The 13,737-nt window shown below is 61.9% G+C and carries 10 protein-coding genes and 1 pseudogene; 7 read left to right on the top strand and 4 right to left on the bottom strand.

What is annotated here, in order from left to right:
* Positions 1-86: 86 nt before the first annotated feature.
* The gene (locus IVB48_RS32155; RefSeq protein WP_247406396.1) at positions 87-1,835 is read right to left on the bottom strand and encodes a methyl-accepting chemotaxis protein; all 1,749 of its coding nucleotides are present in this window, start codon (positions 1,833-1,835) and stop codon (positions 87-89) included.
* 206 nt (positions 1,836-2,041) lie between these two features.
* Here IVB48_RS32155 and IVB48_RS32160 point away from each other — a divergent pair, with 206 nt between their 5' ends.
* The 5 genes and pseudogenes from IVB48_RS32160 (at position 2,042) to IVB48_RS32180 (ending at position 6,236) form a co-directional block, all read left to right on the top strand.
* Positions 2,042-2,788 (top strand): YebC/PmpR family DNA-binding transcriptional regulator, encoded by a 747-nt coding sequence (locus tag IVB48_RS32160; RefSeq protein ID WP_027570279.1) that lies wholly within the window; start codon positions 2,042-2,044, stop codon positions 2,786-2,788.
* 71 nt (positions 2,789-2,859) lie between these two features.
* Positions 2,860-3,387, top strand: a complete 528-nt coding sequence (gene ruvC / locus IVB48_RS32165) for a crossover junction endodeoxyribonuclease RuvC (protein ID WP_007599969.1) — start codon at positions 2,860-2,862, stop codon at positions 3,385-3,387.
* Positions 3,384-4,001, top strand: coding sequence for a Holliday junction branch migration protein RuvA (ruvA, locus tag IVB48_RS32170; protein WP_027570280.1), 618 nt, complete (start codon positions 3,384-3,386; stop codon positions 3,999-4,001). The genes ruvC and ruvA overlap by 4 nt, the downstream gene beginning before the upstream one ends.
* A 155-nt stretch (positions 4,002-4,156) precedes the next feature.
* The gene (gene ruvB, locus IVB48_RS32175) at positions 4,157-5,191 is read left to right on the top strand and encodes a Holliday junction branch migration DNA helicase RuvB (RefSeq protein ID WP_197031222.1); all 1,035 of its coding nucleotides are present in this window, start codon (positions 4,157-4,159) and stop codon (positions 5,189-5,191) included.
* 129 nt (positions 5,192-5,320) lie between these two features.
* A pseudogene (locus tag IVB48_RS32180) lies at positions 5,321-6,236 on the top strand (metallophosphoesterase).
* A 130-nt stretch (positions 6,237-6,366) separates the two neighbouring features.
* Here IVB48_RS32180 and IVB48_RS32185 read toward each other — a convergent pair.
* The 3 genes from IVB48_RS32185 to queD all read right to left on the bottom strand — a co-directional run bounded on the left by IVB48_RS32185 (position 6,367) and on the right by queD (position 10,235).
* A complete protein-coding gene (locus IVB48_RS32185; RefSeq protein WP_018454587.1) occupies positions 6,367-8,070 on the bottom strand; it encodes a recombinase family protein in 1,704 nt (567 codons plus the stop codon).
* Positions 8,071-9,243: 1,173 nt separating this feature from the next.
* Complete coding sequence (locus IVB48_RS32190) at positions 9,244-9,387, bottom strand: hypothetical protein (protein ID WP_247406398.1); 144 nt, start codon at positions 9,385-9,387, stop codon at positions 9,244-9,246.
* A 485-nt stretch (positions 9,388-9,872) separates the two neighbouring features.
* Complete coding sequence (gene queD / locus IVB48_RS32195) at positions 9,873-10,235, bottom strand: 6-carboxytetrahydropterin synthase QueD (RefSeq protein WP_018454585.1); 363 nt, start codon at positions 10,233-10,235, stop codon at positions 9,873-9,875.
* A 784-nt stretch (positions 10,236-11,019) separates the two neighbouring features.
* On the opposite strand from queD, the gene IVB48_RS32200 reads away from it, so the two are divergent.
* Together IVB48_RS32200 and IVB48_RS32205 are read left to right on the top strand one after the other, a co-directional pair.
* On the top strand, positions 11,020-12,447 hold the full coding sequence (locus IVB48_RS32200; protein ID WP_247341737.1) for an MATE family efflux transporter: 1,428 nt from the start codon (positions 11,020-11,022) through the stop codon (positions 12,445-12,447).
* Between the two features lie 626 nt (positions 12,448-13,073).
* A complete protein-coding gene (locus IVB48_RS32205) occupies positions 13,074-13,325 on the top strand; it encodes a hypothetical protein (RefSeq protein ID WP_245288394.1) in 252 nt (83 codons plus the stop codon).
* Positions 13,326-13,737 lie beyond the last annotated feature (412 nt).

Raw genomic sequence — 13,737 nt, forward strand, 5'->3', positions numbered from 1 at the left:
GCCGTTCGCCGGCTCTCCGCGGCATTCCCATTCCAATTCCGGTCTTAAGAGGTGATTCGCGCGTTGGCGTCTTGCCTGAGCGCGCACTAGAGCTTGTAGGCCGTCCGAAATCCGCCCCAGTGCCGGCCCTGCACGCGGATCGGAACGTCGATCTCGCGCATCATCACAGTATTGCCGTTGCCCATGTCGCGCGCATAGCTCTGCACCAGATACGAGCGCAGGTTGCGCGCGGCAGCCAACCCCGCCGGATCGTTGAACATCCGCCGGTTGCGGCTGTTGGCTGTGTTCCACGCGGCATCGCCCGGCCGCTGCGGATGCGAATAGATCTTGTTGTGCACCGGCAGGAAGCCGTTGCGATCGACCATGGCGCAGAACGCCAAGCGCGGGTCCTTTGCCAGAAACGCTTCCTGGAACGACGGCAGCGCGCGGTCGGCCCAGTCCAGATATCGGGTGCGGTACTGCTGCGGATTGGTTCCGGCGATTTCGGCATAATCGGTGTCGAAGAGGTCGTCGATCTTCACCTCGCCGCGAGCAACCGCCTGCTCGAAGATCGCGGTCAGCGCGTTGCCCGCTTCCATGGCGCGGGTCACGAACTCCGTGTTCTCTTCGTGGATCGACCAGAGCCTGTCCTCGAGCTTCTCGCGGAGCGCGGCAGCGGGATTGACGAATTGCGCTCGGGCGCCGGTCTTGGACTGCTCGACCACGCGCAGGCGGCAGGCGCCGACGCCTTCGAGGGTGCCTTCGATCATGGCTTGCGATGCAAGGCGGCCCGCGTCGGCGCCGCCGATCAGCACGCCGTCCATCGCTATCTCGTAGACCGGCAGCACGCCGCGGGCGGTTTCGAGCTTGAGATGGCAGGGCAGCCGTTCGGTCTTGCGGCGGTCGTCGTGCTCGCTCTGGCGCAGCAGCACGGCACAGCGCGATTTCAGTTTCTGTGCGAAGGCGGTCACGGCCTTGCCGGCGCTCGCGACGTTCTCGCCGTGGCTCTCGGCCGCCTTGGTCGCAGCATCGATCTCGGCTGCGCTTTCGCCGACCGAGATGATGAACTGCGACGCGCTGGTCGCGTTGCCGGAGACTTCGCTGGTGGTGGCGTTCTGTTCGGCGACCGCGCCGTTGACGGTCTCGAACACCGGGCGGATGGCCTCGATCGCCTGCGAGATGCGGTGCACCGCATACGCGGAGCCGGCGGCGTCGCGCTGCAGCGCGTCGATCTTTTTGGTGATCTCCTCCGTCGCGCCCTGGGTCTGCACCGCGAGTGCCTTGACCTCGGTGGCGACGACCGCAAAGCCTCTTCCCGCAGCGCCCGCGCGCGCGGCCTCGATGGTCGAGTTGAGCGCGAGCAGCGTCGTCTGCCGCGCGATCTGCGCGATCAGATTGACGACGTTGCCGATGGCGGCCGAGGATTCGCGTAGGCGATCGACGTTGGCGCGGGCTTCCTGCGCCGCGGCGCTGGCCTCGTCCGCGAGCTTGCCGGCCTCGCGAACCTGCGCCCCGATGCCCAGCGCCGACTGGGTGAACTTGTCGGCGGCATGGGCGAAGGTGGAGGCGTTCGATTGCGCGGCGTTGGTCCGGCCGGTCAGGGCGTCGGTGCGGTCGCGGATGGCGGCAAGCGTCGTCGCGGTCGCCTCGGCGCCGCCGGCCACCGAATTGGCGGCGCGCTCGAGCTGGCGAATCATGGCGCCCAGCTCGAGTTCCAGCAGTTCCAGGATTTCCTTGGCCGAATCGCTTTCGACGGCCGCGGCAGGCTCGGAATGGGCCGCCGGCTGTGCAGCCTGCGGGGCAGCCGCAGTTGCAGTCATGTCCGGCAGACGCTTCCGAAATAGTCCGAATGCCATCAGGTCTCTCTTGTCGGGGGACGGTCGGACGCTATTTTCGCAGGCTGGAATGAAATCAGGGTTAACGGTGCCTGACATCTAGGCACGGGCCCATACGGTGTTACCTTAAAGCCGTAGAGCCTCTTTCTTTCCAGGGGGGTGGCGGCCTATAAGGCCGCGCTTCCCACGCTCACCTTGGCGCACGATTCCCCTAGAGAAGATCACGCATGGCCGGACATTCCCAATTCAAGAACATCATGCACCGCAAGGGGCGGCAGGATGCCCAGAAGTCGAAACTGTTCGGCAAGCTGGCGCGGGAAATCACCGTCGCGGCCAAGCTGGGGACGCCCGACCCCAACATGAACCCGCGCCTGCGTGCGGCCATCACGGCGGCGCGCCAGGAGAACATGCCGAAGGACAATATCGAGCGCGCCGTCAAGAAGGCGCTCGGTAATGACGGCGAGAACTATGACGAGATCCGCTACGAGGGTTACGGACCCGGCGGCGTTGCCGTCATCGTCGAGGCGCTGACCGACAACCGCAACCGCGCGGCTTCCGACATCCGCTCCTTCTTCACCAAGTCCGGCGGCAATCTTGGCGAAACCGGCTCGGTGTCCTTCATGTTCGACCGCACCGGCATCGTCGAATACGACCGCAGCGTTGCCTCTGACGATGCGGTGCTGGATGCCGCGATCGAGGCCGGCGCCGACGACGTGATATCGAGCGAAGCCGGCCACGAGATCTACGCCTCGACCGAAGGCTATCGCGACGTCGCCAAGGCGCTGGAAGCCAAGTTCGGCGAGCCGCGCAAGGCCGCGCTGATCTGGAAGCCGCAGAACACGGTCGCGGTCGACGACGAGACCGGCGAGAAGCTGCTCAAGCTGATGGACCTGCTCAACGAGCACGACGACGTCCAGCACGTCTACGCCAATTTCGAGGTGTCGGACGCGCTGCTGGCGAAGATGGGCGGGTAGGGGGCCACTTCCCCTGTTACTTCCGTTCTGTTTCTGTTTCCCCCACGGCGGCCAGCCGCTATCACTGGCCCATGACGACGCTTCCGATTCGTGGCCCCGTTCGCATCATCGGCATCGACCCTGGCCTGCGCCGCACCGGCTGGGGCGTGATCGAGGCCGAGGGCAATCGCCTGATCTACGTCGCCTGCGGCTCGGTGGAGCCGCCGGACGATTTGCCGCTGGCGAGCCGGCTGCTCGCGATCCATGAGGGGCTCGCCGCCGTCCTGTCCGGTCACAAGCCGATGGAAGCCGCGGTCGAGCAGACTTTCGTCAACAAGGACGGCGTCGCGACGCTGAAGCTCGGCCAGGCCCGCGGCGTCGCCATGCTCGCGCCCGCGATGTTCGGCATCAGCGTTGCCGAATACGCGCCGAACCAGGTGAAAAAGACGGTGGTCGGCGCCGGCCACGCCGACAAGCAGCAGATCGCGATGATGCTCAAGATCTTGCTGCCCAAGGCCGATCCGCCGTCCGCGGACGCCGCCGACGCGCTCGCCATCGCCATCACCCATGCCCATCATCGCCAGAGCACCGCGCTGCGGCTGAAGGTGGCAGGCCTATGATCGGCAAGCTCAAGGGCCTGATCGATTCCTACGGCGAGGATTTCGTCATCCTCGACGTCGGCGGTGTCGGTTATCAGGTGCATTGCTCGACGCGCACGCTGCAGCATCTGCCCTCGCCGGGCGAGGCCGCCGTGCTGTCGATCGAAACCTATGTTCGCGAGGACCAGATCAAACTGTTCGGCTTCCGCAGCGACCAGGAGCGCGAATGGTTTCGCCTGCTTCAGACCGTGCAGGGCGTCGGCGCCAAGGTCGCGCTCGCCGTGCTCGGTACGCTGCAGCCGTCCGACCTCGCCAACGCGATCGCGTTGCGCGACAAGGCCGCGGTGGCGCGCACGCCCGGTGTCGGCCCCAAAGTCGCGGAGCGCATCGTCACCGAACTGAAGGACAAGGCGCCGGCCTTCGCCAATGTCGATCCGGCGGTCGTGCACCTCGCCGGGGCCGTCGACGACCAGCGCGCGCCGCGACCCGTGGCGGACGCGATCTCAGCGCTGGTCAATCTCGGCTACGGCCAGCCGCAGGCGGCGGCCGCGATCGCATCGGCCGCGCGCAGTGCAGGCGAGAGCGCCGGGACCGCGCAGCTGATCCGGCTGGGCCTGAAGGAGCTGTCGAAGTGAGCGCGGAAATGGTCAATCTCGTAGGGTGGGCAAAGCGAAGCGTGCCCACCATCTATAGAGCGATCAGCGACATGGGGGGCACGGCGCGAAGAGCGCCTTTGCCCACCCTACGATTTTCGGGAGTCCGCTGAGTGAGCGATCCCAAGGCCAACCGCATGGTCACGCCCGAGCGCCGCAGTGACGATGTCGGCGACACTGCGCTGCGCCCGCAATCGCTGTCCGATTTCGTCGGCCAGCAGCAGGCGCGCAAGAATCTGTCCATCTTCATCGAGGCGGCGCGCAAGCGCGGCGAGGCGCTGGATCACGTGTTGTTCGTCGGTCCCCCCGGCCTCGGCAAGACCACGCTGGCGCAGATCGTGGCCAAGGAGCTCGGCGTCGGCTTTCGTGCCACGTCGGGCCCGGTGATCGCCAAGGCCGGCGATCTCGCAGCACTCCTCACCAATCTCGAAGAGCGCGACGTGCTCTTCATCGACGAGATCCATCGCCTCAGCCCTGCGGTGGAAGAAGTGCTCTATCCCGCGATGGAGGATTTCCAGCTCGACCTCATCATCGGCGAGGGCCCGGCGGCGCGCTCGGTGAAGATCGAGCTGTCGAAATTCACCCTCGTCGGCGCCACCACGCGCGCCGGCCTGCTCACCAATCCCTTGCGCGACCGCTTCGGCATTCCGATCCGGTTGAATTTCTACACGATCGAAGAGCTTGAGAGCATCGTCACCCGTGGCGCACGCGTGCTCAACGTCGGCATGAGCGCGGATGGCGCCAACGAGATCGCGCGACGCGCGCGCGGCACGCCACGCATCGCCGGCCGGCTGCTCCGCCGCGTGCGCGATTTCGCCTCGGCAGCCGATGCCGACAGGATCGATCGCAAGATTGCCGATCACGCGCTGAGCGCGCTCGAGGTCGATGCCGCCGGCCTCGATGCGATGGACCGCCGCTACCTCACGACCATCGCGCAGAACTATGGCGGCGGCCCGGTCGGCGTCGAGACGATGGCCGCCGCACTGTCCGAGCCGCGCGACGCGATCGAAGACATCATCGAGCCCTATCTGATCCAGTGTGGCTATCTGCAGCGGACCCCGCGCGGCCGCCTGCTCACCTCGCACGCCTTCCGCCATCTCGGGATAGCCGAGCCCTCGCGCGATGCGGCGGCACAGTTCGGCCTGTTCGGCACCGACGAGAGCGACGACTGATCTGGGCAAGTGCAGCCTACTCGGGCCGTCATGAATTTCCGGTCATCTCGTGCAGAGGGTCTGCACAAACGCACCCCATTTCCGCTCCAATAGGATCGCATCAAGAAGCCGCATCACGATCGGGCTGCCATGATCACGCGCCGTCATTTCTTCCGTTCCATCGGCGGCCTGTCCGCCCTCGGTGTATCGACCGCGGCCTATGGCGTCGGCGTCGAGCCGATGCTGCGGCTTCGGGTCACCCGCTATCATCCAACCCCGCGGCAATGGCCGGCGGATTTTCCGCTGAAGATCGCCGTGATCGCCGACATCCACGCCTGCGATCCCTGGATGTCGCTGGAGCGAATCGAAGCCATCGTCGATCGCACCAATGCGCTCAACGCGGATATCATCGTGCTGCTCGGCGACTATGTCGCCGGTCTGCACCAGGTCACGCGCATCATTCCGGCGAACGAATGGGCCAAGGTGCTGGCCGGCCTGAAAGCGCCGCTCGGCGTCCATGCCGTCATGGGCAATCATGATTATTGGGCGGACAGGACCGTGCAGCAGGCCGGCCACGGGCCGACGGTCGCGCATCGCGCGCTGGAGGCGGCCGGTATTCCCGTCTACGAGAACGACGTCATTCGGCTCACCAAGGATGGTCGCGCGTTCTGGCTCGCCGGCCTCGGCGATCAGCTCGCCTTTCTGCCGGCGCGACGCTTCCGGAGCACGGGGCGCTTCGGCGCCGACGATCTCGACGCGACGCTTGCCAAGGTCAGCGACGATGCGCCGATCATCCTGCTCGCGCATGAGCCCAATCGCGCCGCGCGTGCCCGCCCGCGTCGCGTTGCAGCTGTCCGGCCACACCCATGGCGGTCAGGTCCGCCTGCTCGGCTGGTCGCCGGCAGTTCCGCCGCAGCACGGCCTCCGGCTCGCCTACGGGCATGTCCGGCTGAAATGCGACGTCATCATCTCCGGCGGCCTCGGTTGCAGCATCATGCCGCTCCGCGTCGGCGTGCCGCCGGAGATCGTCGAGGTGACGCTGGGTCGGGGGCCTTTGATCGTCTAGCCGCGCTTGCGCAGCCGGCCGTTTTTGCGCAAAACGGTCTGGTTACCGAAAGCGAAGAGGCTCGTGACGTGACAGCTCATCTCGACGGCGAGATCCGCGACGGCCGCCACCACATGCAGGTCCGCGTCTACTACGAGGACACGGATTTCCCTGACTTGCCATTGTCGTAGTAGGCAAACGTGCTGATTTCTCGCGCCTTGCTGCGGTTTTCTGGGAAAAGGTTCTTGCCGTAAAGCGCGGAGCTGTTCAGGTAGGGCGTATATTCGTAGGGCATCCGCTTGCGAACCGGATGCACTACTATGCATTCGATCAAGTTGCGAAAGGCTACGCGAGTTTCGATCGCCTTCGGATTGGCCTTGAGCGCGGTGACCAGTCTTCTAACCTCCGAACGGTATCGGTCACCGAATTTCGGGTGATCGAAGCCAATGACATTTTCGCCGCCAGCGCCCAGCAGCCGCAAGCGCTCTTCAACGCTTTCCCGCTCCAGGTCGCACTCATCGATGCGCTTGAGCAACTCGTCCGGCTTCCGGCGGCTATTTGCGATGGCATATGACAGGCGTTCCATCTCGGTAGTCAACACGCGGCGTCGCCGCTCTAGCTTAGAGTGTTCGCTGCCCTTGTTCCGATCGTTTTTGCGCTCCTCCTTCCAGGCACACATCGCCTCTTCAATGGCTTTCGGCGAAAGCAATTTCAGTTGGATTTTGTCGGAGGCATCCTCGAGCAGAACGTCCATGTCGAAGCTACGGGTGTGCTCGCACGTGCCCCGCTGATGCGCGCTCGCGCATGCCGCGCGCGGTGCACCGTTACGCGAGGATTGAGCGATTCGCATGTGGCCATTGCAGACGCCGCACCGGAGCACACCGGCAAGCGGGTGCTCGTTGTTGCGCGGGATCACGGCGCGACGCCGCGGCTTGCCAGTCGGTCCGAACATAGATACGGCGCGCGCGCTACGAACCTCATGCGCTCGATTCCAGAGCGCTTGCGGCACGATCCGTAGCTCCGGCTTCTTAACTATGATGTGGCGCTCTTCTGGATTGCGGCGCTTCTGTTTCTTCTGGGTCTCCGGGTTGAGAATTGTCGAGCGAACGTTCCAATGTATCTCGCCTATATATAGATCGTTGCCGATAATACCGCGACCATGCCGGCCGCCTGTAATGCACTGGTGATTCCAGGTGGTACGATCAGCCTTGTTCTTGTGACGAGTTGCCCCTGGTGAGGGCACGCCTTCGCGGGTGAGATCAGCGGCGATAGTTCGGGTCGAGCGGCCCGCTGCATATTCGCTGAAGATGCGGAGCACAATCTTTGCTTCGTTGTCATCGATCACGCGTTCGCCCGGCGCGCCCGGCCTCGGTCGATAACCATAGGCGCATGAGCCAGGAATTCTTCCGTTGGCAACAGCGTTGTCATGGCCGCGCCGAACCTTTTCGGCGAGCTGCGGCTTGTAAATCGTGTTGTAGAGACTTGCGATGCTGATGTCAGTGGCGGTCGCATAGACCCCCTTCTGATCCATCAGCTCAACGCCGTTGAACTCGAAAACCTGCTTGAGACGCTGGATGGTTGCGGGATCGCGCGACAAGCGGTCGAAATGCTCAACCACGACTACGTCAAAGTCCCGGTTTCTCACACCGTTGAGTAAACGCTGATAGCCGTCCCGCGCACCTTCGGTAAGACCAGATTTTGCGGCATCGACAAACTCGCCGATGACATCGAGGTCGTTGCGCAATGCGACCTTCCGGCAGAGCAATAGCTGACCATCAATCGAGGTCGCCTTTTGCATGTCGCTGGAATAACGGGCGTATAGTACGGCCGTTTTCTTCGATGACGCTGTCGTCATGTCGGTCCTTTATCGGCTGCCCCGAGCCGTGATTTTCATCCCGTGCGACCTGACGTCCGATAGCGCGCGCCAACTCAAACCAGATTTCCTCATTGTCCGGATTATCCCAGCTCTGAGGATGTGAGGGGGCGAGCGGTCGAATGATCGCTCGTTGTCTTCGGAGAGATCGGGTGCGGGTACGCATTTGCAAACTCGCGAGCAGAAGCTAGCCTAAATTTCTGCGCTGCGCTACAGCCAAGCCGCAGCGATTACTCGCAACGCTTCTCGCATGCTGACTTCGGCAGCGTCGAATGAAAATGAAATTGTTGAAGTGCCGCGGCGCGCGTGAGGGCATTCCTAGCGATGAGGCGCGTAGTCGAGAGCAGATACGCTAAGCAAAGCGGAGTAAAAATACTTGCGGGTGACGGCGACGAAGTCCGTGGCTGCGTGAGCTGTGCCTAGCGGACCCGTTCTCGGTTCATGAGGCTTCTCGTACAGTCGTACAGATGTGTAGTGGCCGGCGCGGAGCGCCGGCTCGTCCATCAACCGCTGGCGGACGGATTGTCGCGCACAGCCCAGACGCCGTGGTTCGACCCAAGGAACCGTCGCTGGTTGGGGCTTTCTTATTCCGTTGGTTCGATGACCCTTGCGTCGAGCCTCCAAGAGCAAGCACTCGCGTGTGGGTGAGCTCCGCAAGCGCGCGTCGAAAAAGCACTGTCAGAAAAACGCTTACTTCTGACAGAGTCCTCCCGTTCCGGCATCCAAGCAGTTCAAAACTGAACTCGCTTCAGCTCCCGTCCGGCGTCTGGATCCCCGCGGATTTCCTCCCTGTCGGCTGGCGAGACACCGTCGATGATGCTCCGTGGCGCCTCACCAGCGCTGGCGATATACGCGACCCGCTGGCCTGTGGTGGGAAGAGCACGCCGAGTCTGCCGTCTCGGCCAAGATCGGGTTGGACAGGATACCTTCGCCGTTTTCCACGAGGAATCAGCCAGCCCGCAACGGGAATCGCGGCTCCGTCGAGGCATTAGGATGGCCGCCTCGGTGCGTCGGAGTGGTGTAATTATGTTTTGTCCTATTTTATTGAACGTCTTCGCGTTTATGCGTCCATGTTTTGTGGGAACGGAGACCACGATGCCAAAGCATCAGACCTCGCTTGAAAAGATCGAGCGCAAGAAGGATGACGCTGTCTTCCTAGTGTGTGAGTTCACCAAGCTCGGCGGTGAAGATCAGGCCTTGCGCGCGCTTCGCACCCCTCTGGGCAAGGGCCGTCTTGTACGGCTCGGCCACGCCCCATGGCCGTGCCAGTCCCTCGAGGCTGACGCCGGATGGCTTCACCGGCGCGGCGCGTCAAGCGCTCGACGAGCGTGGCGTGGAAGGGGAACCTACCGAAGCCGAAAGTGCCCTATGATGAGGGCCTTCTCGACTCAGATTCCCGTCAAACCCGGTCGTCCCTCAAGGCCGCCTCTCGCGTAAAGGTCCTGATCATCATCCATGCAGGCACATACACCAGGTCGTCGCGGGAGGCATAAATCGGCTCAACCCGGGCAATTGGTCCGGCGGGCTTCGGAGGCCTACGGCTGCCGCATTTGCTGATGAAGGCGGCGGCTCATGGCGCTGTCGATGGCTGCCTCGCGCTCCTTGAGATCCTAGCCTTGCAGGGCGCCGTCGTCTGACCTCCCGCGAGATCCAAAGGGCCTCCCGTGAGCGAGGGAATCTGCCCGCGGATCGGGCCGATGAGGAGCCGAAGCGCAGATCGTCGGTTTCGGAGCCGAAGAAGGACAGGCGCGCCGCATCAATACAGCCCAAAATGAGCGCGGAATTCAGCGATCGGGCCCCTCATATTCGGCCCAACAATCTGTCGTCTCGTACACCCTCACGCTCGAGAGTTGCGCAAGGCGCGGTTTCGCGTGCTGCCAGATCCAGATGGCGATATTTTCCGCCGTCGGATTTTCGAGTCCCGGGACTTCGTTCAGGCAATGGTGATCGAGCTTCTTTAGAAGAAGACCGAACGCTTCTTCCATGCTGAAGAAATCCATTACGAACCCGGTGTGCGGATCGACGGGCCCGTTCAGCACGACCTCGACGCGATAGGAATGACCGTGCGTCCGATGACAGCGATGTGTCTGCGGGACGGTTGGAAGTCGGTGCGCTGCCTCGAACTTAAATACCTGGGATATCTTCATCTGATGCCGGGATGTTTGTGACATTGCACGCTGATTCGCCATTTCCGATGAGTCAGGCGTTGCGCGACGGCCTGCCGCATGTGGTCGACGGCGCCAGGGCCGTCTGTGGGCCGAAGCAGAAATCGTCCGAGCCCTCTCATCGAACCGCCGGCACACGGCTGCGGCTACACGAATTTTGAGTTCGTGTCCGCGAGCGATGGCCAGTGCGGCGCGATTTGCTGCCGCAAACCCAGTTACCACGCCGGCCGGGACCAGCAGCCTGCCGTTCGTCTCGATCGCGACAAGGACCCGAGATCATGGAGCGCTTGCACGACATCGTCGCCGAACCTAACACTGGTTCTGGGCACGTTCATTGCGTGTGCCATGCAGACGATGGAGCGTCTACTACAAGATCCGGTAGATGCCAAAGCCAAGTTGAGGCTCTAGGGTCCGGCCGCGTTCCCCCGCCGATCATCATCGAGGAAAAACGCAACGGATGAGAAGTCAACAAAGGGCAGAACGGCACAATATGACTGGCAGAACCTAGGTGGCTACGCACGGACACCTCAATCAGGATCCTCGTTGTTCTACTTAAGAGCCGCAGAAGCCTGCGATTGGCGGGAGGCGTATGCCTAGGGAAAATCGACCAAGGCAAAAATCAGCTTGTGAAACGTCAAACGGGTCCACCCGATCACGACGATCGATCGGCGCAGATAAACTTATGTACCGCTGTGCAAGAGCGGATCGGAAAAGCTTGCGCTGAGTGCGCGATCAGCGAATTTGGAAAGTAGCGACACGTTCATGCATGAATGAGCCGGATACGGAATTCGCGCTCGAGAGCGAGCCAAGTTTGATGCCACAGAAGAAACAGCACATCGATCTATCGGACCCGAATCTCTCGAGCCTTATCCTGCGGCTCGCCATTCCATCTGTTGTTGGGTTATCGATCCATGCTTTACAGCAGGTCGTCAATGCGATCTTTGTTGGCGCACTTGGCGCGCAGGCGACCGCAGCTGTGAGCATGACCTTGCCGATCATGGTCCTGCTCGCGGCAGCCGCACAGGGAATCGGTGTTGGAACGGCGTCCTTCATATCTCGTCATCTGGGCGCTCGTGAGTACCTAGAGGCGAGTCGAGGCGCAAGTACAGCTCTAGCGCTCACCGCTCCGATTGGCATCATAGTTACCGTCGCTCTGCTTCCTAGTCTGCCAGCGATATTCGCAATCCTCGGAGCGACTCCAACCATCATGCCCGTGGCGCTCGACTACGCGGGAACGCTTTTGTTCGGGAACACCCTGATGCTTCTAAACATCGTTAGCGGGTTCATTGTCAGAGCCGAAGGCGATACGCGATTCAGCATGTGGGCGATGCTTACCGCGTTTCTACTGAACGCTGTGCTTGACCCTGTCTTCATATTCTTGTTTGACCTTGGCGTGCGTGGCGCAGCCCTCGCAACGCTGGTATCGCAGATCGCCGCTATTGGACTTTATATTGCGTATTTTGCGAAGCTTGGCGGGACAGTTCTCGTCAGGATATCTCACATATCATTGCGAGCAGATCGCATCAGACAGCTCGCGTTGGTGGGCGCGCCAGCGACAATGACGAGTATCTTATCGGCTCTTGCGGTTATGCTCTTGTACGGAGCTGCCGCACCGTTCGGCGATGATTCCATCGCTGCAGTTGGAATAGCTGTGCGAATCTTGATGGTCGGCGCACTGCCTATCACCGGGTTCTGCATAGGCGCTCAAGCTATCCTGGGTTTCGGTTGGGGCGCACGCGACTATGTTCGTATTCTGAAGGCTGCGAAGTTCATGCTCTTCGTGACGGTCGCATTCTCCATCGCGTATTCTGCGGCCGTTGTTGTTTTTGCAAGGCCTTTGGTGAGTCTATTTAGCGATAACGAGAATGTCACGGAAATAGCCGTCTCGTCCTGCATCGTGTTCCATCTCTTCTTTGGGCTCTTTGGGGTTCAGAGTTTCGTGACGGCAATGCTTCAGGCGTTTGGGAGAGCACGCCTCAGTGCAATTGTGGCCCTGGCGAGGCAGGGCTATCTCTTCATACCGGCCGTACTGTTATTCCCGGTGGTTGCGGGTTTCGATGGGCTGTTAGCCAGTCAAGCAATCGCTGAGCTGGGCGCCGGAATGATCGCTCTGTTCGTCATGTTCCATCAGTTCGGTGAGCTCAGACGAGCGCTCCGGCACCGTGGCTCAAGAGCGATCGGGATAGCGGGTTGACCTTAGAATGGATGTCATCGAACCCAGAGCATTGGGCGCAAGCCTCCCGAGAAGCTCGCGGCAAGACCGGCTGCCAGTGGGCACGGATTTTGCGGGCTCGCGGGCGTGCGATCCGCGCGGTCCTTCCTCCAGCCGTGCTCCTCGCACTCGCGGATCGCACCGGCTCGCCTAGCGGACGGATCGGGCAGTTCGGCGAGCGATAGCCGATGTGCTCCCGCTCGCCAGGCGGGGTGGCAAGGGCTCTACGCGCGGTCGAAAGGCTCGGCTTTAGCAGAGTGGGTGGTTTCTGCGCTTATGCAGGTTTGTCTCTTAACCCGCGTCTTTGGAGCTGACTTGAATGCCGCCGCTTTGGGTCGACACTTCGCAGGACGCTCTTGAATTTTCGCCTGCCACGATTTGCTGTTGGGCCGTCGTGGCCGCCTCGGTCAATCTCGCTTTCATCGCATTGGTGATATTTCTGGCGTGACCGCGAGACGCAATCTTGCTGATTGGACTAGTTGTCTCACCCGCGTCTGAAACGCGCAACACGCACCAGGGAGCTCGGTGCTCTGAAGCACAAGCATTCCGACGTTTCATATCCAGGCTCAGGAGCTATCGTGACTGTCTGCACTGGGCAAGTGTTTGAGATGGCCGTAAAGCAATTCGAACTGATCGCGAATTATCCCGAGGATACCAGACGACCTAAGAACCCGCCTGCTGATGCCGAAGGAATCTGTCACGGTATTGTTCAAGGCTTTGGAGATGTCGGTTCGATCACCGCACTCGAGCTACACAATATGCGAGCGAAAGTGATCGGAGTCAGAGATCACACGGGCGCGCTTTATCGACCTCGGCGCTCGATATACCACAGCTGGTCGGACATGCTGCCTCCTAGGTAGCCTGGATGGCCACTCCAGCGAGCTTGCTCTAGACCCAGGCGAGCTGCTGACGATCCCGTGTGACGTGCTTGTTCCGGCTGCCCGGAACGGGGCATCGACCGCGAAATAGCCAGTAGCAAGGCCATCAGGAGCAGATCTTTCTCATCCCCATATTCTCCGCAACTCGGGCGGTGTCGTGGTCAGCTACTTTGAATGGGGTGCAGGGCTTCCAACGACTATTCTGGGAGGAGGAGGAAGTCACGAGTAGGGAGTATCAACTTTGGATCGTGCTTTCGAGCGCGTCTTGGCGCGAAGCAAACGTGAAAACAATCGCACGGCAGCCATCGCGATAGGTGTCGAGCGCGTTCGTGGAGCAAAAGAAACACGCGGACGGTTTCCCCATTAGTGTGATCTCGCTGAATGTCTTTGTTAT

The organism is Bradyrhizobium sp. 76 (assembly GCF_023073025.1).
Taxonomy (GTDB): Bacteria; Pseudomonadota; Alphaproteobacteria; order Rhizobiales; family Xanthobacteraceae; genus Bradyrhizobium.

Excerpts from the sequence above, each read along its gene's own strand:
- queD (WP_018454585.1), bottom strand. The coding sequence starts at position 10,235 with ATGAAGATATCCCAGGTATTTAAGTTCGAGGCAGCGCACCGACTTCCA.
- ruvA (WP_027570280.1), top strand. The coding sequence starts at position 3,384 with ATGATCGGCAAGCTCAAGGGCCTGATCGATTCCTACGGCGAGGATTTC.
- IVB48_RS32205 (WP_245288394.1), top strand. The coding sequence starts at position 13,074 with ATGGCCGTAAAGCAATTCGAACTGATCGCGAATTATCCCGAGGATACC.
- ruvB (WP_197031222.1), top strand. The coding sequence starts at position 4,157 with ATGGTCACGCCCGAGCGCCGCAGTGACGATGTCGGCGACACTGCGCTG.
- IVB48_RS32200 (WP_247341737.1), top strand. The coding sequence starts at position 11,020 with ATGAATGAGCCGGATACGGAATTCGCGCTCGAGAGCGAGCCAAGTTTG.
- IVB48_RS32185 (WP_018454587.1), bottom strand. The coding sequence starts at position 8,070 with ATGACGACAGCGTCATCGAAGAAAACGGCCGTACTATACGCCCGTTAT.
- IVB48_RS32155 (WP_247406396.1), bottom strand. The coding sequence starts at position 1,835 with ATGGCATTCGGACTATTTCGGAAGCGTCTGCCGGACATGACTGCAACT.
- IVB48_RS32160 (WP_027570279.1), top strand. The coding sequence starts at position 2,042 with ATGGCCGGACATTCCCAATTCAAGAACATCATGCACCGCAAGGGGCGG.
- ruvC (WP_007599969.1), top strand. The coding sequence starts at position 2,860 with ATGACGACGCTTCCGATTCGTGGCCCCGTTCGCATCATCGGCATCGAC.